This window comes from Leuconostoc sp. LN180020, from assembly GCF_014844115.1.
In the GTDB taxonomy this organism is placed as follows: Bacteria; Bacillota; Bacilli; order Lactobacillales; family Lactobacillaceae; genus Leuconostoc; species Leuconostoc citreum.
Map to the genome: position 1 here is coordinate 1,427,494 of NZ_CP039736.1, position 23,154 is coordinate 1,450,647.

A 23,154-nucleotide genomic window follows, 5' to 3' on the forward strand; every position below is an offset into this window, starting at 1 on the left:
TTATGAGTGTGTTATGGTGTATATATCAATATCTTATGAGTGTGTTATGATGTATATATCAATACAGCATAAGTATGTTATAATATAAGTATTGATAGTTTTACATGCCTGGATTGGTAAGTCTTTCGTTATTTCGTTTTGACAGATAAAATAACCAAGGAGCATTATCATGAGTAAAACAATTACATTTTCAGTCCCTAAAGGTGGCGCTGGTAAAACAACCGTTACCTTCAACTTCGCTGGTTTATTAAATAGTTTGGGCTATAAAGTCCTGTTAATAGACAGTGATTATCAAGGGAGTTTATCATCAACCTACAATCAATTCACCAACGATAAATCATTATTTAATGTTTTCAATGGTGGCGAGGTGTTAATCCGTGGCATTAGTCCCCTGTTGAGCATTTTACCCGCAAGTCCGCGTCTTGAAGAATTAGACGGCTTATTGAATAGTAAGAATAACAAACATTTCTTGATGATGATGTGGTTGCAAGATCATGTTGATTTAATATCAGATTACGACTATATCTTGATTGATACGCACCCTGGGTTTAATACAGTGACGCAAAATATGATTGCTGTATCTGATTACGTGGTTGTCCCCTTGATGCCAACAGATTACGGCTTTATTCAAGCAAAGAATCAATTCGATTTGCACTTTGAATCCTTCAAAGCTGATGCCGTTGATGTGCGTACAAGGGAATCATTAATTGAAGCCAAACCAATTTATATTGGGACACAGGTTAAACACAACACCTCAATCAGCCATGAGTTTGTACGCATGACAAAAGATATGTCAGACTTTATTGGTTACACAGTTCATCGAGAAATTTATAACTATGCCACCACGATTGGTGTGCCAATCATGCTTGCGGATGATACACATAAACATGACCTGAAAGCCGAAAAAGAGATTGCAGAAGTATACGGTCAGTTACTTGAAAGGATAAAAGATTAATAATGGACTACAACAAGAAAAAAGAAGCCGTATTTGATGATGAAGCATCAAAGGCACAATTAGCTAAAGCATTTGCTAAGCAACCTGAAGAAGAACAAAAAGAAGTGAAGTTAAGCGATGACTTCAATCTACCCAGCACATCACAGTTCCAACGTAAGGTGCAGACGACCTACACGATTCGGCCCGACATTAAAGAGGGCATTGATAAATTAGCAGCCGAACAAGGATTTAGATCAGCTAGTGCATTCGTTGATCTGATATTAGAACAAGTTTTGAAGCAAAAATAATTCGGTTAAAAGAAAAACCTATCAAATTAGATTTGATAGGTTTTTTTTATTGTAGATTTGATGGGTCAATTCTTGGATAAGCTTTATTGAAGTCTTTCACAGTTTCAAAATAACCTAAAGACTTAAAATCGTCATTTAGTATGTTTCTAGCACGAACATCAAGGGTCTCAGTGTCCATTGAGTTATTCGACCTAGTATTTGATGTTCCGAAGTTAGAAGAAGCTTTTGTCTTTTGTTCCTTTGATAAAGAATTATAATTGTTAGCCCAGTTCCTGAAGTCGTTTTTTGACCAAGTTGTGTAATACAAATCGTCGATTCCTGTGCATAAGACGTGCCCTTTCATTTTAGCTGCCTCTTTAGCATACCTTTTTTTATTCTCTTCATCCTGATTCTTTTGTGATGAAGACGAAGCTTTAACACTAGATTGAAAAGAAGGTGTTTCTGATTCAGGTTTAGCCTTATTTTGGTTAAGTAATATTAATGACAATATAATAACAATAACGATACCAAAGCCCACAACTGTTAACCACATTTTATTTTTTTTAATTTTGTCCATGATAACCTTCCCCTTAAACGGTTATTATCATTTTAACCAAAATTTGTTTGAAAAGAAAGGCACAAACTAATTTTTAGGATGCTCTTTGTTATATTTTGCGATAGAGCGATCAATAGCTGCTCTAGCAATAGTCTGATCGTGCGCCCTTCTTTGCTCTTTTGTCATTTGCGTTATTGGAATCTTAGGTGTTGGCGCTTGATTTGTTTCTAGAGTAGACATACTAGTGCCTTGTGCAGTATCAAATTGAGATTGGCTTGATGGCATAGACGGCTCGTGACTTGAACTGATTGTTGATGTTGATGTTGATGTTGGGCCAGTATAATCAGCTGGTGGGTTTAACGGTGCTACGGTTCCCCCATCTAGATATTTCTTATTACCTGTTGGCTTTGGGGCTGGAGCAAAGCGAGGAATTGGCGTTGAGTCTGGATGTTCATTTGTATTGTCTTCATTAGAACTATCGCCATTTTCCTGACGTTCAATACCAGTTCTAGCTTGACTAAGCACATCATGCGCACTATTTGTTTGGTCGTGATTAGTGTCAGCTTGTTCCATAGCGCGATTGGCATCGACCGGTGTGTGACGCCGATTAAAGGCGTCGACTGCCTGTTGACCACCTTCGTAACCATCTTGTATGCCACCAGCGTAGTTCTTAGCCCCATCAACTGTTTTTTTCACACTACTTTTAGCCCTATTTAGCGCTGCCAGACCAGTGCTCTTTGCACCACTAAGAGCTGCTTGTCCGGTACTCTTCGCTAATTGTGACGGATTTTTAGCTGCACCAGCCACCCGGCCAAGGCCTGAAGCGAACGTTGCTACCTTACCGGTGTTACCATTTTGGTCAGCAGCTCCATCTAATGTGTGATCTTGTGTATTAGCATTTTCTAAGCCCAAAGGATGACGATTGGCTAGGTTTTGAGCTGACTCTCGATTTTTCTTCTGTTGCGATGGTGAAACTGCCTGTAACCCTTTACCAATGTTTTGTTTAGCTGATTTAGCCATACCACCAACCATTCGTGAGGCTTGACTCGCTAACATCATTGACGCCACAGGATTATGCCCTGAACGAACGCCAGTCCATTGTTCTATCATTTCAAAACCACTGAATAAGCCTTTTCCACCAGCATATAATGCTGCAATTGATAGGATAGTAAATGGCCAGACAGTTAAATTCAAAGCGTTTATTGTGTTGAAAGCAAATTCAATCCAAGCGAAGAAAAAAACTAGTGAAATGGGCATCATTACAATGCCAGTAATTTGCCCTTCGATCATACTTAGAATTTGTTGTGCGCGTTTGCCTTGTGTCCCATCTCGCAAACCAAAGTAAACAATTGAACCAGACATAAAGGCCATTTTGTAAATTGAAGAAAACAAACGCATAATAGCACCACAAACTACGAATATAAAGACAATCTCACCAGCGATAATACCTAACCAATTCGTTTTCATGACAGGATATTCGTCTGCGAATGTTTTGCCTAGTACAAGCGTTCCCCCTGTTGTGTCTACAAGTTTCGATCCACCACCTATTTTTTTGGTGAAGACTTTTTTCTGATCATCGTTTAAGCCATCAGTGTAACCCTGATCGCTCATCACTGAGTGATAGTCAGAACCAGTTATTTTTTTTCTATCAATTTTATTGTTTGCTGAATATTTTTTATATTCCGACATGTCAAAATTATTTGATGCTAGAGCACGTAAATCGGTTGAATTGCCTTCCCATAATTTTGTTAAGACGCTAACACTGCCTTTTCCCATAACGTCTTGAGAAGTTGCGGTACCTATTGTAGTGAGCATACTGATAATTAAAGGCATAGCCGTGATGATAGCCATAGTAATTGAGATGCCTTTTGGCCATTCGCGTCCTTTTCGGCCATCGGTTATGATGAATTTTATCCATTGGACAATCATCATTAATCCGAAAATAACAAATCCAAGATAAATCATATCTCTTATTATTAATCCGAGATTCCAATTTTGATAGGTTGAATTGTTTGGTGAGAAAAATATGGTTAAAAAATCTAATAATTTGAAAGAACTCTGATAAGCTTCAAGAACACCTGACCCAAGATAATAAAAGATTAAGGCGATACTGTGCATGAACAGCATCACTAAAGTCAGGAATATATGAGGCATGGGTGAAAGATATTGTGACCAGTCTTGATAAAAACCAGTGGTTGGGCCGCCAGTCGGCAGTGTCATCATTAATGTATTAAGCATCGACATTTTCTCCTTGAGTTGCTTCAGCTAAGGTCTTATAGAAAGTCCATAAGTAACTTGGCTCATTATTTAGCAATCGTAGAACGGTTGCATAGTTATTATTTTCTGGTACTTTGAAGAATTCACCATCGGACAGGAAAGCATAAGCAGTCGCTTGTTCTGGCGTGTTTTTACTTCTTGGTAACATACGTTTGAGTGCCGTTTCCATACGCTTTCTTAATTGAACGTTATCTACTTGCTCCTCAGTCATAAAGGGTTCACTGAGATCAAGATTATCTTTCCAGTTAAGATACCGCTGTTCATCAGTTAGTTCATCAGCTGTGCTATCAGTGAACTTATTAGGTATCTCACCTTGTTGTCCTGTTTGATAGTCTGCAATAACCGCTTGAATGCTTTGATCATCAAGTTCTGAGACATGGCTCGCTTGTATGACATCATCAGCGCTTGTATCAGTACCAGCTGCCGTTGTTAAAGCAACCTCCTGCATTAACTCTTCAAAGAAAGGCGTAAAATCTTTGTACAAGTCATCATAAGCTAATTGACTAGCGGCAGATTTGATATTTAAGTCCGCAGTATAGTAGTCTAGCGAGTATTGTTTGCCCAGAAGTTCGTAAGCAAACGGCATACGATAAGCGCCCGTAGAAAAGATTGGTAGTGGCCGTACATCATGCCCTTTCTTGTCACGTCGCTTAATTGTACGAATGGTAATCATTTCTCTTTCACTCAGACGGCCAATGTCATTAGCCTCTAACAACCTTACTTTGTTGACCTGACTCTGACGATTACCACGATCTTGTCTATCCAAACCAATTTGTGAGTTTACTGATTCAGTCTGCACCTCGACTTCGCCTAATTGCTTAGATAGCGCCTCATTTGTTTGCTCATCATTAGTTAAGATATGAAACCAATTACCGGTATTACCGTTAATATCATTTGTTTCCATCTCGGAATAATGCAAACGCGGCTGTGTCAACGTCTGAATATATAAGTCAACAAGATGACCGTAAGTTAAACCACGGGTCAAAATATTAGTGAAGCCAGGAATACGTGGGAACATGGAAAACTCATTAAGTTTATACAAAATCCAGCTGTCCATCTTACGACGTGTAATGTTTGAGGCAATGTCTGTGTTAACAGAAAACACTTGTGAAATAAACAAGCTGGCCAAAGCAGAGAAATCATCGTTAGATTGTGGTGTGATAATAAACACAGCCATTGGATTTTCAGAATACCTCAAGGTAACGGCTGGTGTTTCGTTTGTCCCAACAGGAGTAACCTGGTCTACTAAACAACGTAATAAGGGCTGCTTTGAGTAAGAATCAATTTTGGTCTTGCCATTTAATGCTTTTCGTTGTACAATTTTTCCAGTTACAATGAACTGTTGTTTGCGAACAGCCTTTGTATTTCCTTGATGGTTAAGGTCTAAAACAATTTGCCAATTCTTTGGTAAATGTTCATGAATAGGATAAGTTAGCGTGCCTGATTGAGACACGGTTAGCTTATCCTTTTCTATTACCTTCTTTTTACCAGCCGCATAAATGTGAATGCTAACGTGAACACCAACATATTCGCGGGAAAACTTAAGCTTTAACATTCTTGGAAAACCCAGGTCAGTGAGATTAATCGTATTGAAGCTTGTCAAACGTGTAATCGATTCTGAGGCAAACAAGTTCAGACGATTCATAACAGAAAACGCGATAGAAGACTTGGTATCACCAGTTGCAGAAAGATACTCCCCTGCGTTAAGGGTAATCATATTTCTAGCTGGCGTACGAGGCAGTTGGCCAATCGTGGTAATGTATTTGGTTAAGCCATCACCTTCTTTATCACTGAACTTACTCATATCATTGATAAATTGCAGCACGTTTGAGATAGTGGCCATAGATTTATCCTGGTGTCTAACGGCTATGTCTAAAACGGTTAACATGACGGCTTGGATGGTACTTTCAGCAGCACCGTCCCACACATCTTTATGCGCTGATTCTTCACCACTTGAACCACCAATTACTTGCACCACTTTACGTAATTCCGTATTGGCACTATCCCAATCACCATCAAACGCATAATCAATGGCAATTTCTAGCGGGTTCCAGGACTCTGATTCACTCGGATTCATGATATTTAGAAGTTTCACTTCATATCCTGCTTTTCTCAGTGATTTATAACTCATCTTGGCATCTTCGTTTTTGGCATCGGTATCTAGAATATTCCATTTCACTTCTGCGCGACGAATAATGTCAATCAAAGTGTAACCTCGCATCTGATCCTTTGATGAACGCGTCATACCAGTTGTTTTGGAATGCGTGTTGCTCGGATCTATCCAATAATAGCCATCAAAGCCCCCAGTAACTAATTGTTGTTTTTCATACACTTTTGGGAAAAGTTGCATCAATTTTGGTCGGACAAGTTTGTAGATACCCTTGAATTCTAGGCTGTTCATACCTAATGGCCGCTTGAGCCATTGTAGCGCCCAGAGAAATGGGTGAATCATAAAGAACTCAAAAGTATAGCCTTGCGTGTGTAACACTGGTTGCCCTGGTGTCCCTTTGTAGTTCTTATTGCGGTCAGGAATCATCTTATAGGTTTCATCAACTTCACGAACTTCCGCAAAACGGTTGGTGTTACGCGTTTGATCTCGATACAATTGAAACCAATCATACACAATTTTTAAGACATATCGCTTTTCTAACCAAAGCAAGCTGATGATAAGAATACTGCCTGTGACTAAAGTTAATCGAAATAGTATCGTGAGTAGATTCTTTGGATGAAAGACCGTCATGGTCATATTGATCATGTCGCCAAAGGCTGGCCATTGTGCCACACTTGTTTGAATTAATGACATCATGGCTACGATATAGGGACCAACAACGCGAATAATAAAGTCAACCAGCGTCGTGATATACAAACTTGCAATGATGACTAAAATTGTCGTGATGATACCATAAGTCCAAAGAAACCAGGCTTGTCCGCGCCAACGAATATAACTTTGCCGCATAAAGTCACGTTCTGATTGATAATCTTTTCTAAAGAGTTTCATATTGTCCCTCCATGGTTGTCGAAATACGAGGCTGCCAATCACCGTATGGACTGGTTAATGAAGGTGGATTACCCACAGCTCGAAAGACAAACGTATTGTAATGAGCTAATTGCCCTTGGCGTTGTGCCATAATGGCTTGTGCGACAGGATCACTGACATAAGTCGCAATCGTATCATCAATTGGACGGACGCCGCGTGAGGGCTTATAACCGACATCTGCGATATATTTGGCAATAGATGAACTAGTTACTTGTTCCCCATCTATATACTCATAACCAAGGTCGAATGACGAGATGTAATTTGTCACTTCAGTTGGGTCAAAAACTATCCGTAACCCTTGCTTTTTAGCTTTGTCGTCTAAAGTTTTTAACTTCAGAGAAACAATGCGTTCAATATCATCTAATGTTAGGACATCAAAGACAATCAAAGCACCAATACGTGCCAGGAATTCTGGACGATACCCGTCACCTTGTAAAGCTATCTCTAACTGCTCTTCAAAGTTAGCTTGCCTTTTCAAATCATTTTTAACGTAGTCAGACTTGGCATGGTGATTCATGATAGCCTTTGCCCCGGAGTTCGTTGTCATGATGACGATTAAGTCCTTGAAGTTAATCACACGCCCATATTCATCACTCAACCGACCATCATCTAAGACTTGCAGCAACAAATCCATGACTTCTGGGTCGGCTTTTTCAATCTCATCTAGCAATAAGACAGCGTAAGGATTGTGTCGTACTTTGGTTGTCAGTTGGTTCTTAAATCGTTCTAAACTCGTTCCAGCAAATTTAAACTCAGACATATCAAAGCGAATGAAACTCTTTGCATCACCGAATAACAGATTAGCGAGTTGTTTAGCTGTTTCTGTTTTACCCACACCAGTTGGCCCTAAGAATAAAAATGATTCTGGCTTGGTGTTGTCCCCTAGTCCAGCTTCTCGATTGGTGATTTTCATTGTGATTTTATCCAATGGATGGTCTTGACCAATTACCCGCGATTTCAACTGCGTTGAAAGGTTGAGCAGTCGTTCATCAGTGGTTTGATTAATCACGTACTTCGGCACATGATAATCAGCATGGATAATATCTGCCACGTGATTTGGCGTGACCTCGTCTTGATTTTCTAAACGCGCCAAACTTATCGCACTATCAAGTAGCATAATAGCTTTTTCAGGGAAGAAACGATCAGTGACATAACGCTCTGACAACTGCATAATTTGCGTTTGCACAGATTCTGGTAATGCAATCCCTTGTCCCATTCTGGTCGCCATTTTGCTCAAAATCCGCTGTGTTTGATTGTAACTGAGTTCAGACACTTCAATCAGATCAAAGCGGCGCATCAATGCACCATCCTGGGCAATGTATTCATGAAACTCTTTCGTTGTCGTGGCACCAATAATTTGTAAATCATCCCGACTTAAAGCTGGCTTGATGATGTTTCCGGCATCCAACGCGCTGCCATTAGTGTCAGCACCTGTGCCCACAATTTGATGAATTTCATCTATAAAAGCAATCAAAGTATCTTTTTGTGCCATCAATTCATCTAATATTTTTTGGAATTTATAGGCGAATGATTCCCCATCACTGCCCTTCATCAAGTTAGCTAAACTGATTTGAATGATTTGTTTCTTGGCAAGGTGTGGCTCGTTACTTTGATAAAGTTGACGGGCTAAGTCTTCAATAATAGCTGTTTTACCAACACCAGGTTCGCCAACTAACAAGGGCGAGTTTTGAATTTGCTTGAGTAACGAAATCAAGACACGTTGTGTCACGTTTTCACGCTCATAAGCTTGGTACTTTTCGGGATCCCTAGCAATTTTTTCACTAATATTGGTCGCAAACTGGTCAAGATAAGGTGTGGTACTTGTATTCTCACTCATATTGACTACCTTCCCCAGTGACTAAGTTACCGTAATCTGGTGTCTCAATAGTTTGTTCTTTTTCTTGTTCGTGAGCCAGCGTTAATTCACTAATCTCTTCTGGACTGAGATCAATGGCTGCCAACATCGCTTGACGTTCATGTCGTAATTTTTCGTAGAGATCAATATCTTTCGGTGTTGTCATTGCGTCAGCCATTAGTTCGAAATCGCCCACTTCGTCTACGGCAATAAAATCAGCTTCAGGATTATAAATGGCTTTCACTTGGATATTTGTCCCACTTTCTTCAATGACAGCAATCATAGCCACCCCAAGTTCAGGGTCACCAGCAGGAAAGACCTCAAGATAGTGTGGTGTTGCTAGTGTTAAAGCAATCACGGAAGTCGCGTTTTTCTCTTGGAATGATAAAATAGTCACTTCTGGTGCTTTGGTAATGGCTGTGATATAACCATATAATTCTTTTATTTGTGTCATGCTTTTCTCCTTAACGATGCCGCTGTGTTGACTGAAAATTCTGTTCGACGACAGATAGTTTGTCGGGTTTAAAAACTTTTTTAGTTGTCACTTGTTTCTTCTCACCCTTTTCAAGATGTGATGATAAATATTGCGTCACATCGGTACTGGCTTGTAGCGCTTGATTCAAAATTTTCCCTGTTTGTGGGACATCAAGTGCTTTTAATTTCTTTGACCAATTATCAATATAGGCAATGCTTTGTTGGCCTGGATCAATCCCAAGATTTTTAGAAATCACGTAGCTTGATAACTCAGCCTGTGTCTCCTTAATAGCAGTTGGCCAATTATCTTTTGATTGCGCAGAATGTAGTTTTGCGTGAGCCACTTCATGGGCTAAAGTATGAATCTTATCCGTGGGTGTTAAATCACTGCGCAATAAGATGTATTTTTTTGTTGGGTCTGATTGAGATTGTAGAAAAGCGCCTTTTGCTTGTCCTTGCCAGGTCATTGGGCGTTTGGCCAATTGATCATCAACACCTTGATCATAAACAGTTACTTTCATGGCTTCAGCGTACTTTAACAATGTTTTGTAGGCATTATCTAGATGTATAGGACTCTTATCCGTGGCTAAATCAATTGGCCGATTTGGTAATAACTCAGGCAATTGTTTTGTTGTTGCATTGGTTTGGCGGACGTCAAATACTGTCTCAACTGGATAGTGTTTAATTATCTGCACGGGTAATTGTTTTGTGTTGGCTTGATTTTTTTGCTCAGGTGTCGCATCTGCCCAACGAATTCGTTCCCCATTGATATCAATAATGGTTTTTAAATCAACGGGTGCACCAAATATTTTAATACCAGTCTCGCCTTTGTTAACTTGAATCCCATCAGCTGACCATTGTTTATAGCCTTTTAATAGTGTGGCATCAGGTTTTTGTAATTGAATCAACATTGAGTTACGGGCAGAGTAATTTAACCCTGTCGCAGTGAAATCTAGTAGTTTTTTTAACGCACTCGGATCAGTTTGATAAGCGGTCACCTTCCCCATCGCCTCTTTGATAATGGCTTTGTTCTTTAAAGCGTTTTCTTTGCGCCGTTGTGCTTTAGTCATTTTTGTCTTGGCTGATTGTTCAAATGGCGCTTGCGCTTTGTTTTTAGCTGGGACTTTTGAGACACGGTCATCTTGATTGTCAAAAGGGTTGTCCTGTGTTTCTTGTGCTGCAAGTTGTGATAATTGTTCAAGACGTTTCGCATTCTCACCCATAGATAAGGTCTGATAACCTGAGACACCGGCTTTTAATTGGTCGTTCCAATCTTTTCCTTTGTTCGGAACATGGCGTTCTGCAACAATCATTTCGTTGGTGTTGGGATTTTTAAATTGAAAACGATCATAAAAATCAGCGGCCTTAAAACCTGCCTGGTCATTGTCAAAGGCAACAATAACCTTATTAAACTGTGCCTGTTTCGCGCCAATACTGTCATTTAAGAATTGCGCACCACGTTTGGCATCAGTGCCAGAGATAGATAACAAGGTGGCATTATTTTTGGTTAGCTCTTGATGATTCTGTTGCGCATAACTTAGTAAATCAATCGGACTTTCGAAGAGCACTAATGTTTTATCGCCTTTACCAAAGGCAATGTTATAACCAGTTGCGGTATCACTGCCAGCAAACACCTTTTTGGATGTCCCGCGTTTTTTAAAATGTTCAAAATCTTGCTCAGTTCCTTGTCGGTCAGCACCAACGATTTTGCCATTGACATCACGCCAAGGAAAGATAACAGGATTTTGATGCATTTGATCGTTTTCCCGATAACGGCTGCCCTGAACAATTGCACCATGGTGGATTAGATTAGCGACAAAACGTGGATCAAGATGGCGTTGCTTTACTAAGTAGTCTTGAGCTACTTGCGTTTCTTTAGTGCGATAAACTTTGTCATAATCAAATTTATAGGCAGGCTCTGTGGGCTGATAGAGTTTGTCAATATCAACATTGTCTCCTTTAACATGACGGGCATAGGCCAGTTGATTGCGTATAGCATTACCTTTACTTTGTCCTTCCTCATTTCCCAATTCGTAGTAGTGAATGAAATCGACTAAATCACCTTTAATCCCTCTGGAGTTCCAAACAAAAAGATTTAATTTAGGTCGCACAACTAAACTGTCATGATCAATCATCCTGAGTTCACTAGAGGATGTCTTGTTATAAGCTATGCCTTTCCAATCACAGTAGCCTTGTATGGGTAATTTCTTTAATTGCGCGCGTTCTGCTTTACTTATCCTCATGACGCACCGCCTTGATCAGAGTCATGTAAATTGTCGAGTTTGGCAAAAGCCGCATCAATAGCTTCAGGATTATCTTCTTCTAGGTTCAACTTTGTCAATAATTGACGACCTAATTCAGTGACCAGTTGATCATTAAGAATTTTCAGGTCTTGACGGACTTTTTTCTTTTCGTCTTGAATTGTTTTTGCTTGTTGGTCAAGTTGATCTAAGCGTTGATTTGCTTCATTTATGAGTGTTTTGATTGATTTTTTAGCCATAGTGGACTCCTTTTTTGTTAGATAACACAGTCACTATAACAAGAAATAAATATGTTACAAAAAGTGGAACGGAAATATTTGAGCATTAAGTCATGCCCCCAGACCCCCGTACATACACTTGACAGGCGTGGTTAATACCACACCTATCAAGTACATTGGGGGTTCAAAGAAAACCACGCAATATCAAGCAGTTCTAGCTTAATATTGCGTGGTTTTTATGTTCCCTGCTGGCTGTTTAGTCTGTTTCATTCTTGCTTTTGTGACTACCAAAACTTTAACAAGCCAAGCAAATCTAAGGTCTAAAGACCAAAGATTTGGGGCTAAATTTGCAAGGTCAAGCACTACGTGTCGCTTTGCGAACCTTGCAAACCCGCCCTAGCCTGTTCTAGTTTGTCCGTTCACAACGCAATAAGAATAAAAAAAGACGACACATCAGCCGTCAGGAAAGCAGGTTATTATGGCAGCATTCGAGTACATTATGCCGTTAAATAAAAAAAATACCCAGAAAGTCATTGCGACAGGATATACAGCGAAAACTAAAAGTGGTAAAGATATCACAGTGAAAATACTCCCAGCATTTGGCATGATTGATAACAAACATCATTGGCAACTTGTCGCACGTTTCACTGAAGGAACCAAAGACAAAACTTACCTATTTAGTAAAATGAATGGTTACCAAGTGCTAGACAGTGGTTTAGGAAGATTAACAGTCCAAAAGATGCATCCGTTTAATGATTATGAAGCGCAATCCCTATCTTTGCTTCATGCTTTCATTGAACGTGGTGTTGATGAGTGGGAAAACCCCATGTCAACAACTGAAAATTACCAACTACTAGCATAAGGAGAACATCATGGGATTAGATATGTATTTACAAGCAGAACACAAACAAACAGGCGAAGTACGTTTAGTGCATTCATGGCGGAAAGCTAATCAAATTAGACAATGGTTTGTAACACGTTTTGACCAAGATGATGACGCACAATTAAAAATCACCCTTACAGGAGATGATATTGATGCCTTGATTAGTGATATTGAACAAGTATTAGGTGATAAGCAACTTGCACCAAATCTATTACCAACAAGTTCAGGATTTTTCTTTGGTAGTACCGATTATGATACTTATTATTTTGGCGAATTGAAGGATACCTTACAATATCTTAAAAATGATTTTGAATATGACTTTGACAACGAACAACTATTTTATACGGAATGGTGGTAAACAACAATGAGTACACGAACAGCAATTTTCAAAGAACAAGTTGACGGTACTTTTCAAGGCATTTATTGCCAGAGTGACGGCTACATTGAAGGTGTAGGCGCTATGCTTTACAACTACTACCAAGACACAGAAAAAGTACAACGGCTGATTGATTATGGTAAAGCCTTGTCAAATGTAGGAATATCTGAAAAGGTACGTATCATTGAGTACGCAAATCGTCCTAATATTTACAATGAAGATGGTATTATCAAATATTGTTTTGCTGTCAATGACTTTCCTGAAAAGTTTGTTGCAAATGACTTGGAACAGATCAGGACGTTTAATTACCTCACCTTAAAAGATAATGATGTGATTGATGGTTACCAACAAAACATAGACGGAAAAGATACGTTTGTGCCTTATCGAGGTTCTGATAATAATGGTTTCTTGTATGTTCAAAAACAATCTGGACAATGGTTAGTTAGCACAATGAAAAGAAATGATGACATGACAAAATTTCAGCCACTAAAAAAATATTTTTCAAACTAAGGTATATTGATTGTGTAAATTCATTTAATAGAATACAATGTATTCAGGAGGTATAACTCATGACAACAATGACACTACGTATCAATCAAGAAGACTCAGAGCTCATCAAGAAGTTTGCAGCAACTCATGATTTAAGTTTATCTGACTTCGCGCGTCAAGCTATGTTAGAAAAAATTGAAGATGATTATGATATTGTCGAATTGAAAAAAGCAATGATGGCTGATGATGGCACGCGATATACTATGGCTGAAGTCAAAAAGGAATTAGGACTATAATGTATCGTGTTACTTTCACTAAACAAGCGCTTAAACAATTAAAAAAGTTAGATAAATTCACGCAAAGCACCATTTATCAATGGCTTCAAAAAAATCTGGACGGCACGGATAACCCACGTGCGCATGGAAAAGGATTAACCGCAAATCATTCAGGAGAATGGCGTTACCGGGTTGGCGATTATCGTATTTTAGCCAACATTAAAGATGATGAAATTATCATTGAGGTATTCACCATTGGGCATCGTCGCGATATTTACTAATTAACTAAAAAGGCAGGTTTTTCAAATCAGCCTTTTTTATTTTGTCCAATGCCCCCAGACCCCCGGACATGCACTTGACAGGCGTGGTTAATACCACACCAATCAAGTACATTGGGGGTTCAAATAAAACCACGCAATATTAAGCAGTTCTAGCTTAATATTGCGTGGTTTTTATGTTCCCTGCTGGCTGTTTAATCTGTTTCATTCTTGCTTTTGTGACTACCAAAACTTTAACAAGCTAAGCAAATCTAAGGTCTAAAGACCAAAGATTTGGGGCTAAATTTGCAAGGTCAAGCACTACGTGTCGCTTTGCGAACCTTGCAAACCCGCCCTAGCCTGTTCTAGTTTGTCCGTTCACAACGCAATAAGAATTAAAAAGACGACACATCAGCCGTCAGGAAAGTGAGAACTCACATGAAACTATTTTACGTACGCCTAGAAACGCTCATTAACGGACACACCAGACGTTATGCCAGTACCGACAAAACAATCGTTATGACCGGTGGTTATCCTGTTCACTTTGAAATATATGGTATCAAGCGAAATGATAACTTTATTTTGGGGCATACACAAACTGTATTACAAGAACGCTATGGACAAGATGTTGAATTGATACAAATTGATAAGGACGGTAACCAAGTATGACACGACAATATTATGATGATTTTTCAAAACTACCCTTAGCTAAAATGGCGCAAGCTATGACAGACATGACCTTTAACTACAATGAAACTAAGGTGCCTACTAGTCATTATAAAAAGCAATTGGGCAAAGGTTTTGAAGAGTTAATTGAAGCAAACGTGAGTGTATCGCTTGTGTCAACTATCTTCAATACCTTGCAAGCTTTGCAAAAAGAAAGTCCTAAATTATTTTATCAAGCCCTACTTTGCCTTGATACGAGTGTTAAACCAAGTAATATTACAACCAGTCAATATCAGGCAATGGAATTTACTTGGTCACAGTTTGAATTAAACAAACAAAAGCAAATTCTTGATAAGTCTTACTTGCAAATGTTTAACCAAGTTGAAGAAAATGGACTGACCTACTACCTAGATAATCAGGAGACACAAAATGACGACTTTTCATGACAAACGGGCACAAAACGATATTTATAAAGCACTGAAAGGTATATCGCAAATGTTACCATCATTACTTGAGGTCTTGCAAACATCCGTTGCCATTAAAAAAATGGCAATCAAAAATGATTTAGCCAACCTTAATTTTGCACTACCTTTAGTCGAAAATAGTCACTTCAAAAGCGTACTATACGAATACAACGAAACGGAAGTGATTAACTTTTTAGCCAACATTGATGATTTAATTGATGAAATAACAGAGTCAATCAGACAAAATAAACAATACCTCAATGTAATAGAAGAATTAATGCAACATTAAAAACAGAACAAGGAGCAGAATATGGCAATCGTTAAGGTTAAATATATGGAAATACTGGAAAGACAAATAGCCGTTAATGTATCAGACAATCTCACAATTGAAAAACAACTAGAGCAAGCAATAGACATCGGTAGACAAATGTATCGTGATGAAAAAGTCGTGCTAGGTTCAGATGACTTAACTGTCAATGAAATTCAAGCAGTGCGCAATGAATTTTCTACTGAATTCGAACAAATTTAATGAAAGAAGTCTAGATATGGCGTTATATGTTTTCACTTTGAAATTGATTGTTATTCTCGTATTCATTATGATAATCGGCTATTACATTGTGGGTGTGGTTAATATTGCCAGACGTCATGACGATGAATAGCCATGGTGATTTTTTCGCCATGTTCCCCAGACCCGCAAGCGGGATCGAACACGCTTCGCTCGCCTGCCCTAGCTCATGGGTGCCACTTCGCTTTGAGTCAAACAGTGTGCCACAACCAGTGACTTGTAAGCTGTGGTGGTTTTACCACAGCAACAAGCACTAGAACATAATAAAAGGGCTGCGTGAATTCGCTCTGCTCACCCTTTTATTATGCCCTGCTTGTGGCGCATGTTCTTCGTCAAAACGAAATAACACACCAATCTCAGGCAGGGCCGACAGGAAACTGGTTTTGCCTGGTTGGGTACATAGAGATTCAATTCTCAGGAGGACTATCATGACTCATCTTACTAAGTTCATTGCCAGCATTGCCGCATTCATTATCAGCCTGGATGTCATTTTAATGGTTGTTAATGGCACAATGCTTTATGTTGTAATCACAATCGTCGGTTTTTATTTCATTCTGAGTTTAGCTTTCAAAAAATCCGCCTTGAAAGTTTTACGATGCTGGATTCAAACGGGTCAAACAAAAATAAAGGACAATCATTATTATGAACAAGAAAAACATAACACCCGAATTAAATACTGATACACTGCCAACAGTTGAAGTTAACGGTAAGCCTACTTATCCATGTCTAGCTCACGAAATTTTAGAAGATAAAATCTTTGGACCACGGGTATTAAGGCGTTTGAATCATCTATTAATGGCCCATCCTGATGGTTTATCTGAATCGGGTCATGATTGGTATTTTGGGTATTTAGTCTGTGCTTATACACAAACACACTATGGCGTTAAAAATTTATTAAACTATCCTTCTGTCACAAAAAAACTTTTTGTTTTATGTACGCAGCATGTTGCTTAATGGAGGTTGAACAATGTTAATTTTTTGTTTATGCTTATTAGCAATGTTTGTCTGTTGGTTATTTGGCCACATTTTAGGTTACTTGATATATTTAGTGATTCTTTTTACGGGCCATATCATCAATTTTTGGGCATTTTACCTATCAATATTAACGTTGGTATTGATGATTCATTGGATTGGTATCACACAATTAACTGTCATCCTAATATTAATTCTCGTCATTGCAATTATTTTGTTACTCAGTCTATTTCTAACATGGCAATTAAGAAAACACTGAGAACACAAGAAAAGGCCTTGGATAAAACTATCCAAGACCCAGAGCGCATGGTTGATAAGACGCCTCTTACCAACTCCACTATTGTATCATATATCAAGATAACGCCATAGAAAGGAACGACTATGAATTACCAGGAATACCTTAAATGTTATAGAAATGATAGCCACCGTCGTCATGACGCTTTACCTGAACCAGACAAAGCTGTTCTAATCGCTTCTGAATTAAGTAGACGCTATATACCTGAGAAAATTACCATTCGTTCACGAGTAAGACTAGCACAGTGGTTTAATATTTCGGTTCCTGCATTGATTCGGTTAGAACACCTGGTAGCAAACTATCATTACCATAAGTTCTGTCCGCTTAAACAAGAAACAATATCTCTGCCTAAAGTAGACAATGGATAAATATCTTAATTAGTTGTCACGGTTAATTTGGTACGCTGATGTAATTCTTGTTTGATGGTCATCAATTTGTCTTGATAGCTGCCACTTAGGCGACCTACCTGTTCGGAAGTTGTCGCAAACCCTATTTTATGGGACTCAAAAAAAATATTCACTTCATCACTGTAAGGTTCATATATGACACGGACAGCATACAATGTATTCTTTTGCTTAGTAAACAGCTTAGCAATGTCTTGGACGATTTTATCTAACTCAGTCATCGGAAATTACCACTGCTCTAATATCTTCAAAAAGTATTTGTTGTTGATCAATAACAACACCACGGTCAGTAAAGCCAGAAACAAGACCAGTGATATTAGGTAACATATCGCCATTGGTATGTTGTGTGTCTGTTTGAACAGTCGTTAATAAATAATTTGTGGTGGCAAACTGCAATTGATGTTTAATTTCTTTGAGAGGCATTCTTGGTAATCTTTTGGTTACAGTATGCCTCTTTTTTTCATCAGTATTCAGGAGCGCAGTATGATCTGACAGAAAAAATCCATTCCACTTGATTTTGCCACGTTCGCGATAGTCATTTTTAAAATAGTTGGTCACCATTTTACTAAAATCATCCGTCATAAGAATTTCCACCATTGTGTCCGCCAACTAAAGTGGCGCGGTTAATGGCTGTTCCCCCTTCTGCTTTCGACATTGCACGCATGATAGCGGTTGTGCCAAATCGTTTTCGTAGTTCATCAACTACTTTATCAATTTTATTATTGTTAATTTGTTTCTCAGGCTGGTTAAATAAATCAAGTTGAACCCCAACATCATCAATTAATCCGCCATAGTCGATGCCAATGTTACGAATGACTTCGCCTTGCCAATACTTTTCAAATAATGTGATCATGATCTGCATCAAATTTCGAGTATCATTGGTGGGCTGTATACGCAATTGTTTCCTGAATCCATGCGAACCCTGCTTTTCAGCTTCAGCGAATGAATAACCAATGAAAAGGCTGACTAATGATGTTTGCTTTTTGTGCGAGCGAATCCTGGAAGCTACTTGATCTGCCATTTCTCTGATGACCACTTCAATTTCATCACGCTTATGATAGTCTCTTGGTAAAACTTGCGAATTACTATAAGATTTGCTTTTGGGGACAATGACATCTGTCAGTTCAGTACGATCTACGCCCCAAGACAAAGCATACAGTTGTTCACCAATGATGCCAAGTTTAGCACGGAAAAAATAAGGATCTTGATGCGCTATGTCATAAACCGAATGAATACCCATTTTGTCTAGTTTCACTGCTGTTCGATTGCCGATGCTCCAAATATCATTCAACTTGGTTATTGGCCATAATTTATTGGGCACGTCATCATAATGCCATACACCCATGAGTTGCTTGTCATGCTTAGCTTCTATATCAAGCGCAATTTTGGCCAAGACAGGCGAATCGCCGATGCCAATCGTTAAATAAATACCAGTTTCCTTTCTGACCCGTTCTTGAATCTGACGTGCAACTTGTTCTGGTGTTGAACCAAAAAATCCCCAGGTCTCCGTTAAATCAAGAATAGATTCATCAATCGAGTAAGGTAATACCCTATCTCCAGTGGTATACTCGCGATAAATTTGGTTTATTTTTAAATTTTCTTGAATATATAAATTCATTCTTGGATGGGTAATGACGAGTCGTTGGTCTTGAGGCAAGTCTCTTTGGCGCATGACATTAGTGATTCCTAGCTGCTTTTTGGCCGTTGGTGACGCTGCTAAAACTAAACCACCATTCGTGTTGGCTTGTTCCGACATCACGACCAGGATGGACTTTAATGGATTAAGTCCGCGTTTCACGCTTTCAACACTAGCGTAAAAACTTTTGGAATCAATCAGCATGAAAACGCGTCTTTTTTCACTCAGATAATTGTATTCAGATATGGCTAATGGTTCTTTATTTGCAATCATCGTTATAACCTCAAATAAGTAATGGACTCTTCTTTTATTATACGAACAAACGTTCCCTTTAGCAAGAGCTATTTCTCTTTTATTTTCAGTTAACTTTGTAGCTTTATAATACGTTTATAGTCAGTTGGACATGACTATCTCTCTTCCACAATTTATTTCCAATCTCTCCCATAAAAGAACTGACCAACTCCCTGGTCAGTTCTTTTATTTAGTAAAGTTTCATTAATTTTCCAAAAATACATTTTGTGCTATAATAGAGACATAGAAAAAGAGCCGTAGCGCTAACTACGACTCCTAGCAAACCCGTTTTAGACGGTGGCTAAACTAATATATCAATTTAATGACCATTAGCTGTGCAAAGCTAAGATGGTCATTTTTTTGTGCTGTTTTTGATCAACACAACAACTAAAGTAATTAGCGCTAGGATGAACATCCCAAAGCTAATCATTAACTGTAATGCATCCGATACGGACACAAGGCCTCTCCTTCCCTAGGATATGAGGTTACGGTGTGTAACACCATCACCACCTACATTTAGGAAAGCCACCATTTTAACTTATTTGCTTTTAACAGTATAGCATAGTTAAGATAAGGCAATTGGTCTAAAAAATAAAAGTTTGTGAAATTTTAAAATGCGGGTGATGAAATTAGGCTTCCAAAGACTTTGTGAAAGTTTTTTTGGAAGCCTAATTTTTTACATCTTACAAACGGTGATATAGCGTTACTTTGTATAGCCATTATTATGTAAATTTGAATTGGTATAGTTTTATTAATAACTTAGTTCCGGTTAATACATTGCAATATATGCACATTATTAATTATCGAGATAATGTAATGCTAGCGCTATCAAAGAAAGACAACGATTGAATAAGTAATCGTAATGCTGTTCATCTGATATTTCAACTTGGCTACGTTCAGAATGTCTTATGCTAAATTTATTGCCATAATCGGTTAATGCTTTAAATTCAATGTTCAATAAATTTAAAAATTCCTCATTTTCTCCTGCAATCTGATTAATTATTGTATTTATAGAATTATGTTTCTTTCCTCCAGAAAGATCATAGTATGATTTTAAACGTTCATACGCATCCCACAGTTTTTCCACGGAGTACTTTCTGGACTGTATGTCAGGTGACTTGTATAATTCAACGGCCTGATTTAATATTTTTTTTAGTATTTGATCGTTACCAAATTCAAAACTTTTTTCTATTTGTGGAGTTACAGTACCATAATCATCTATACGTTCAATTTTCTTGTCATCGGTTAATAAATATAGCAATCCAGCCTCGATGAATATGTTATTTATTGAGTTTTTAAAATCAGCAAATATTGAATTAGATTCGAAAAAATATATTTTCTCGTAATTTTTGTATTTATTGTTATTCCATTCCTTCTTAATGTCTTTTATATTTTGTGCAAAATATTCAATTAAATCTAATAAGGCATATTGATCATAAAAATCTCCTTCTTCCGGAACAGCTATATTATTATATTCATTTCTAAAAAGTGAAGGAATCAATATTTTCATCTTACTTGCAAATAAAGTGTCATTGAAACTAACAAATTTTTCACCTAAAAAAAAATCTGTAGATTCTAATTGGAAAATATGAGTAAGATATTCTTTATACCTTATGCAATTATGTAAAATCACATCGTACATACTGTTACTTATGTTATATGTGAGTTTTTTTTGTTGCCTGTATCCGTATCTTTCGGAAAATAACGGCATAGTCAGCCCTCCATGTTAAAGCTTTTTCATGATTGTACAATTTATTTTAACATTAATAAATACTTTGAAAAACATAAAAATTGAATTAATGGAACATCCTTACAAAATACGCATTTTAAACCAATGGTTGTTTATAACCGTAAATACCGCTAAATCACTCATTGATAATTCAGATAAAACTCAGTCTGAATATTTGAAAAAGTTTGTCCTTTGTACAACAACGAATGAAATGCAACAATTATTCAACACGATACAATGCTAATTTGGCGATTGTCGTTTTTCGTAAAGAAATAATCTGAATCATCTTTATCTATTTTCATTAGTCGCAAATTTTCCAGAAATAAAACAAACGGATGAAGAACAAAAATCCATTAACGCTTTTATTAAAATAAATGAATACTTATTATATGAATTATAAATAACGTGGTTGATTGAAAGATTAAACTTCACTTAACTATTGAGATTAGTTTAAAATCAATTTGTTCGTGAAATTTAAAAAAAGCCTCAAAGGGCTTTGTGAAAGTTTTGTTGGAAACCTTTATTTTTGTGCATAATCAAGTAGTTTATATGCCGCAAATTTTTATAGTTCTAGCCCGTAACCTTCTAACTAAGCAATGGAGCTATCTGCTCATACAATTTTCTGCTACTTTCTACCGCTGTCACTGCTAAAGGTACCGATTTTAATAATTCTTGAATTGTATTAATAGCTGTCTTTAAAACTTCTTTTTTTGGCTTTTCATTAGCCGTCTCATCTTCAATAAGCTGAGTTTGAGATAATAAAATAGTTTTTATACTCTGATTATCTGTCAACTCTTTTTCAATATTATCTTTCAGCTCAGTAATTAAACTTGCAATCTCCGATGGGTTTACCTGAATATTTTGTGTTGCATTTAAAGTACTGTTGTCATTTGATATGTTTACCTGTGCTTGACCTCCACTTACATTTATCATAAATCTACTTTCTTCATCATATCCCATATCGGTTGCAATATCAGCTAAATAAACATCAATTCCATCTGCAAAAGGCATTACAACTCGATTTCCGAATTCTTTTACCATATCTTGATACTTATTGGAAGATGTATAACCCCAACCAAGAGCATATGTTTGAACAGAAGTATTTTCACTGATATATTTCAAAATTTGGTATACATAGTTAATTTCCTGTTCAGGTGTATCACCAGTTGACAAAACAAACTCACCATAACTTGCAGATACATTATCAATTTCTTCTTGTAAGTTAGGAAATTCAACGAAGATACTTTGAATATATTCATTAATTATAGGCGTATCTTCAATATATTCAATAAACATTTTAATAATTGAATTGATTTCATTATAACGAGCATTTAAAACTCTTGAAGCCATATGCCTGAATTTTCTACTTGTTTTCTTTAGTTCCTTTTTATTAATTTCCAATTTGCATTTCCCCACAAAACGGACAATATCCGCCTTCTATTTTTAGGTTTGGACTAATTTTAGCTTCTTTGTGACAACATCTATATTTTTCAACCTCTAAGTTAACTATTCTTGAAAAAATCGGATCAATCGAATCCTTTTTTAATTTTTGACCCGGTTTATATTTTATGTTTCCACTCTTGAATGTTTTATCTAATTCTTTGCCGAAATCATTAATCAAATCTGATAAATGATTACTAGCCACTTTCGTAGCTATGTCAAATACCTCTTCAGAAATCAAACTGTCGGGATTCAATCCGCAGTTTGGACACCAGATATGAAGTTGTGAATCATCTTCAAAGTCAGTAGGTGTCATTTTAAAAAACTCGCCACAAAGAGAACACTGTAGCAGAACAAATCCATCCGAATCCGATGGAATAGAAATATTAAATATTACATCGTCGGACATACTAGAGCTCCTTCTACCTTTTCTTTGTAATTAAACTATTAAAGTTACTTTATCATAAATTAAAACAAAAAACACATTGAATTAATGAACGAATTGGTACACCA

The 23,154-nt window shown here is 37.5% G+C and carries 27 protein-coding genes; 13 read left to right on the forward strand and 14 right to left on the reverse strand.

Annotated features, from left to right (window positions below; genetic code table 11):
• Window positions 1-169 precede the first annotated feature (169 nt).
• Together FAZ25_RS07340 and FAZ25_RS07345 are read left to right on the forward strand one after the other, a co-directional pair.
• Window positions 170-955 (forward strand): ParA family protein, encoded by a 786-nt coding sequence (locus FAZ25_RS07340; protein ID WP_004902988.1) that lies wholly within the window; start codon window positions 170-172, stop codon window positions 953-955.
• A 2-nt stretch (window positions 956-957) separates the two neighbouring features.
• A complete protein-coding gene (locus tag FAZ25_RS07345) occupies window positions 958-1,242 on the forward strand; it encodes a hypothetical protein (protein ID WP_004902990.1) in 285 nt (94 codons plus the stop codon).
• 46 nt (window positions 1,243-1,288) lie between these two features.
• On the opposite strand, the gene FAZ25_RS07350 is transcribed toward FAZ25_RS07345, so the two are convergent.
• The 7 genes from FAZ25_RS07350 to FAZ25_RS07380 all read right to left on the reverse strand — a co-directional run bounded on the left by FAZ25_RS07350 (window position 1,289) and on the right by FAZ25_RS07380 (window position 11,920).
• Window positions 1,289-1,798, reverse strand: a complete 510-nt coding sequence (locus FAZ25_RS07350; RefSeq protein WP_243129732.1) for a hypothetical protein — start codon at window positions 1,796-1,798, stop codon at window positions 1,289-1,291.
• Between the two features lie 66 nt (window positions 1,799-1,864).
• Complete coding sequence (locus FAZ25_RS07355; protein ID WP_004906172.1) at window positions 1,865-4,015, reverse strand: pLS20_p028 family conjugation system transmembrane protein; 2,151 nt, start codon at window positions 4,013-4,015, stop codon at window positions 1,865-1,867.
• The gene (locus FAZ25_RS07360) at window positions 4,008-7,052 is read right to left on the reverse strand and encodes a type IV secretory system conjugative DNA transfer family protein (protein WP_004902998.1); all 3,045 of its coding nucleotides are present in this window, start codon (window positions 7,050-7,052) and stop codon (window positions 4,008-4,010) included. Before FAZ25_RS07360 ends, FAZ25_RS07355 begins: the two co-directional genes overlap by 8 nt.
• Complete coding sequence (locus tag FAZ25_RS07365; RefSeq protein ID WP_004903000.1) at window positions 7,039-8,928, reverse strand: AAA family ATPase; 1,890 nt, start codon at window positions 8,926-8,928, stop codon at window positions 7,039-7,041. Before FAZ25_RS07365 ends, FAZ25_RS07360 begins: the two co-directional genes overlap by 14 nt.
• A complete protein-coding gene (locus tag FAZ25_RS07370; RefSeq protein ID WP_004903001.1) occupies window positions 8,921-9,400 on the reverse strand; it encodes a hypothetical protein in 480 nt (159 codons plus the stop codon). Before FAZ25_RS07370 ends, FAZ25_RS07365 begins: the two co-directional genes overlap by 8 nt.
• Before the next feature lie 10 nt (window positions 9,401-9,410).
• Window positions 9,411-11,663: a toprim domain-containing protein gene (locus FAZ25_RS07375; RefSeq protein ID WP_004903003.1), complete on the reverse strand. Its 2,253-nt coding sequence runs from the start codon at window positions 11,661-11,663 to the stop codon at window positions 9,411-9,413.
• On the reverse strand, window positions 11,660-11,920 hold the full coding sequence (locus FAZ25_RS07380; protein ID WP_004903004.1) for a hypothetical protein: 261 nt from the start codon (window positions 11,918-11,920) through the stop codon (window positions 11,660-11,662). Before FAZ25_RS07380 ends, FAZ25_RS07375 begins: the two co-directional genes overlap by 4 nt.
• Before the next feature lie 457 nt (window positions 11,921-12,377).
• Between FAZ25_RS07380 and FAZ25_RS07385 the strand changes: the two genes are divergently transcribed.
• The 11 genes from FAZ25_RS07385 (at window position 12,378) to FAZ25_RS07435 (ending at window position 16,828) form a co-directional block, all read left to right on the forward strand.
• Window positions 12,378-12,761 carry a hypothetical protein gene (locus FAZ25_RS07385; protein WP_004903008.1) on the forward strand — a complete coding sequence of 128 codons (384 nt, stop codon included), beginning with the start codon at window positions 12,378-12,380 and terminating at the stop codon, window positions 12,759-12,761.
• 10 nt (window positions 12,762-12,771) lie between these two features.
• Complete coding sequence (locus FAZ25_RS07390) at window positions 12,772-13,140, forward strand: hypothetical protein (RefSeq protein WP_004903009.1); 369 nt, start codon at window positions 12,772-12,774, stop codon at window positions 13,138-13,140.
• Between the two features lie 6 nt (window positions 13,141-13,146).
• Entirely contained in the window at window positions 13,147-13,668 is a 522-nt protein-coding gene (locus FAZ25_RS07395) for a hypothetical protein (RefSeq protein ID WP_004903011.1), read from the forward strand.
• A gap of 59 nt (window positions 13,669-13,727) precedes the next feature.
• On the forward strand, window positions 13,728-13,943 hold the full coding sequence (relB, locus tag FAZ25_RS07400; RefSeq protein ID WP_004903014.1) for a type II toxin-antitoxin system RelB family antitoxin: 216 nt from the start codon (window positions 13,728-13,730) through the stop codon (window positions 13,941-13,943).
• Window positions 13,940-14,203: a type II toxin-antitoxin system RelE/ParE family toxin gene (locus FAZ25_RS07405; protein ID WP_036058531.1), complete on the forward strand. Its 264-nt coding sequence runs from the start codon at window positions 13,940-13,942 to the stop codon at window positions 14,201-14,203. The genes relB and FAZ25_RS07405 overlap by 4 nt, the downstream gene beginning before the upstream one ends.
• A gap of 414 nt (window positions 14,204-14,617) precedes the next feature.
• Window positions 14,618-14,848 carry a hypothetical protein gene (locus FAZ25_RS07410; protein WP_004903019.1) on the forward strand — a complete coding sequence of 77 codons (231 nt, stop codon included), beginning with the start codon at window positions 14,618-14,620 and terminating at the stop codon, window positions 14,846-14,848.
• Window positions 14,845-15,291, forward strand: coding sequence for a hypothetical protein (locus tag FAZ25_RS07415; protein ID WP_004903021.1), 447 nt, complete (start codon window positions 14,845-14,847; stop codon window positions 15,289-15,291). The genes FAZ25_RS07410 and FAZ25_RS07415 overlap by 4 nt, the downstream gene beginning before the upstream one ends.
• Window positions 15,275-15,598, forward strand: coding sequence for a hypothetical protein (locus FAZ25_RS07420; protein WP_004903022.1), 324 nt, complete (start codon window positions 15,275-15,277; stop codon window positions 15,596-15,598). The genes FAZ25_RS07415 and FAZ25_RS07420 overlap by 17 nt, the downstream gene beginning before the upstream one ends.
• Window positions 15,599-15,619: 21 nt before the next feature.
• Window positions 15,620-15,838, forward strand: a complete 219-nt coding sequence (locus tag FAZ25_RS07425; RefSeq protein ID WP_004903024.1) for a hypothetical protein — start codon at window positions 15,620-15,622, stop codon at window positions 15,836-15,838.
• 464 nt (window positions 15,839-16,302) lie between these two features.
• Entirely contained in the window at window positions 16,303-16,554 is a 252-nt protein-coding gene (locus FAZ25_RS07430; protein WP_004903031.1) for a hypothetical protein, read from the forward strand.
• The gene (locus FAZ25_RS07435; protein ID WP_036069642.1) at window positions 16,517-16,828 is read left to right on the forward strand and encodes a hypothetical protein; all 312 of its coding nucleotides are present in this window, start codon (window positions 16,517-16,519) and stop codon (window positions 16,826-16,828) included. Before FAZ25_RS07430 ends, FAZ25_RS07435 begins: the two co-directional genes overlap by 38 nt.
• Before the next feature lie 686 nt (window positions 16,829-17,514).
• On the opposite strand, the gene FAZ25_RS07440 is transcribed toward FAZ25_RS07435, so the two are convergent.
• The 7 genes from FAZ25_RS07440 to FAZ25_RS07470 all read right to left on the reverse strand — a co-directional run bounded on the left by FAZ25_RS07440 (window position 17,515) and on the right by FAZ25_RS07470 (window position 23,050).
• The gene (locus tag FAZ25_RS07440) at window positions 17,515-17,766 is read right to left on the reverse strand and encodes a hypothetical protein (protein WP_004903043.1); all 252 of its coding nucleotides are present in this window, start codon (window positions 17,764-17,766) and stop codon (window positions 17,515-17,517) included.
• Window positions 17,759-18,127: a hypothetical protein gene (locus tag FAZ25_RS07445; protein ID WP_004903045.1), complete on the reverse strand. Its 369-nt coding sequence runs from the start codon at window positions 18,125-18,127 to the stop codon at window positions 17,759-17,761. Before FAZ25_RS07445 ends, FAZ25_RS07440 begins: the two co-directional genes overlap by 8 nt.
• On the reverse strand, window positions 18,117-19,454 hold the full coding sequence (locus FAZ25_RS07450; protein WP_004903047.1) for a Y-family DNA polymerase: 1,338 nt from the start codon (window positions 19,452-19,454) through the stop codon (window positions 18,117-18,119). The genes FAZ25_RS07445 and FAZ25_RS07450 overlap by 11 nt, the downstream gene beginning before the upstream one ends.
• A 370-nt stretch (window positions 19,455-19,824) precedes the next feature.
• On the reverse strand, window positions 19,825-19,929 hold the full coding sequence (locus FAZ25_RS07455) for a putative holin-like toxin (RefSeq protein WP_004906468.1): 105 nt from the start codon (window positions 19,927-19,929) through the stop codon (window positions 19,825-19,827).
• Between the two features lie 339 nt (window positions 19,930-20,268).
• Window positions 20,269-21,183, reverse strand: coding sequence for an AbiJ-NTD4 domain-containing protein (locus FAZ25_RS07460; protein WP_182089751.1), 915 nt, complete (start codon window positions 21,181-21,183; stop codon window positions 20,269-20,271).
• Between the two features lie 603 nt (window positions 21,184-21,786).
• A complete protein-coding gene (locus FAZ25_RS07465) occupies window positions 21,787-22,602 on the reverse strand; it encodes a hypothetical protein (protein ID WP_004906470.1) in 816 nt (271 codons plus the stop codon).
• Window positions 22,592-23,050, reverse strand: a complete 459-nt coding sequence (locus FAZ25_RS07470; RefSeq protein ID WP_004903057.1) for a hypothetical protein — start codon at window positions 23,048-23,050, stop codon at window positions 22,592-22,594. Before FAZ25_RS07470 ends, FAZ25_RS07465 begins: the two co-directional genes overlap by 11 nt.
• Window positions 23,051-23,154: the final 104 nt, after the last annotated feature.

Bases quoted from the DNA above. Each gene is read 5' to 3' on its own strand.
- FAZ25_RS07340 (WP_004902988.1), top strand. From the start codon at position 170: ATGAGTAAAACAATTACATTTTCAGTCCCTAAAGGTGGCGCTGGTAAA.
- FAZ25_RS07345 (WP_004902990.1), top strand. From the start codon at position 958: ATGGACTACAACAAGAAAAAAGAAGCCGTATTTGATGATGAAGCATCA.
- FAZ25_RS07350 (WP_243129732.1), bottom strand. From the start codon at position 1,798: ATGGACAAAATTAAAAAAAATAAAATGTGGTTAACAGTTGTGGGCTTT.
- FAZ25_RS07355 (WP_004906172.1), bottom strand. From the start codon at position 4,015: ATGCTTAATACATTAATGATGACACTGCCGACTGGCGGCCCAACCACT.
- FAZ25_RS07360 (WP_004902998.1), bottom strand. From the start codon at position 7,052: ATGAAACTCTTTAGAAAAGATTATCAATCAGAACGTGACTTTATGCGG.
- FAZ25_RS07365 (WP_004903000.1), bottom strand. From the start codon at position 8,928: ATGAGTGAGAATACAAGTACCACACCTTATCTTGACCAGTTTGCGACC.
- FAZ25_RS07370 (WP_004903001.1), bottom strand. From the start codon at position 9,400: ATGACACAAATAAAAGAATTATATGGTTATATCACAGCCATTACCAAA.
- FAZ25_RS07375 (WP_004903003.1), bottom strand. From the start codon at position 11,663: ATGAGGATAAGTAAAGCAGAACGCGCGCAATTAAAGAAATTACCCATA.
- FAZ25_RS07380 (WP_004903004.1), bottom strand. From the start codon at position 11,920: ATGGCTAAAAAATCAATCAAAACACTCATAAATGAAGCAAATCAACGC.
- FAZ25_RS07385 (WP_004903008.1), top strand. From the start codon at position 12,378: ATGGCAGCATTCGAGTACATTATGCCGTTAAATAAAAAAAATACCCAG.
- FAZ25_RS07390 (WP_004903009.1), top strand. From the start codon at position 12,772: ATGGGATTAGATATGTATTTACAAGCAGAACACAAACAAACAGGCGAA.
- FAZ25_RS07395 (WP_004903011.1), top strand. From the start codon at position 13,147: ATGAGTACACGAACAGCAATTTTCAAAGAACAAGTTGACGGTACTTTT.
- relB (WP_004903014.1), top strand. From the start codon at position 13,728: ATGACAACAATGACACTACGTATCAATCAAGAAGACTCAGAGCTCATC.
- FAZ25_RS07410 (WP_004903019.1), top strand. From the start codon at position 14,618: ATGAAACTATTTTACGTACGCCTAGAAACGCTCATTAACGGACACACC.
- FAZ25_RS07415 (WP_004903021.1), top strand. From the start codon at position 14,845: ATGACACGACAATATTATGATGATTTTTCAAAACTACCCTTAGCTAAA.
- FAZ25_RS07420 (WP_004903022.1), top strand. From the start codon at position 15,275: ATGACGACTTTTCATGACAAACGGGCACAAAACGATATTTATAAAGCA.
- FAZ25_RS07425 (WP_004903024.1), top strand. From the start codon at position 15,620: ATGGCAATCGTTAAGGTTAAATATATGGAAATACTGGAAAGACAAATA.
- FAZ25_RS07430 (WP_004903031.1), top strand. From the start codon at position 16,303: ATGACTCATCTTACTAAGTTCATTGCCAGCATTGCCGCATTCATTATC.
- FAZ25_RS07435 (WP_036069642.1), top strand. From the start codon at position 16,517: ATGAACAAGAAAAACATAACACCCGAATTAAATACTGATACACTGCCA.
- FAZ25_RS07440 (WP_004903043.1), bottom strand. From the start codon at position 17,766: ATGACTGAGTTAGATAAAATCGTCCAAGACATTGCTAAGCTGTTTACT.
- FAZ25_RS07445 (WP_004903045.1), bottom strand. From the start codon at position 18,127: ATGACGGATGATTTTAGTAAAATGGTGACCAACTATTTTAAAAATGAC.
- FAZ25_RS07450 (WP_004903047.1), bottom strand. From the start codon at position 19,454: ATGATTGCAAATAAAGAACCATTAGCCATATCTGAATACAATTATCTG.
- FAZ25_RS07460 (WP_182089751.1), bottom strand. From the start codon at position 21,183: ATGCCGTTATTTTCCGAAAGATACGGATACAGGCAACAAAAAAAACTC.
- FAZ25_RS07470 (WP_004903057.1), bottom strand. From the start codon at position 23,050: ATGTCCGACGATGTAATATTTAATATTTCTATTCCATCGGATTCGGAT.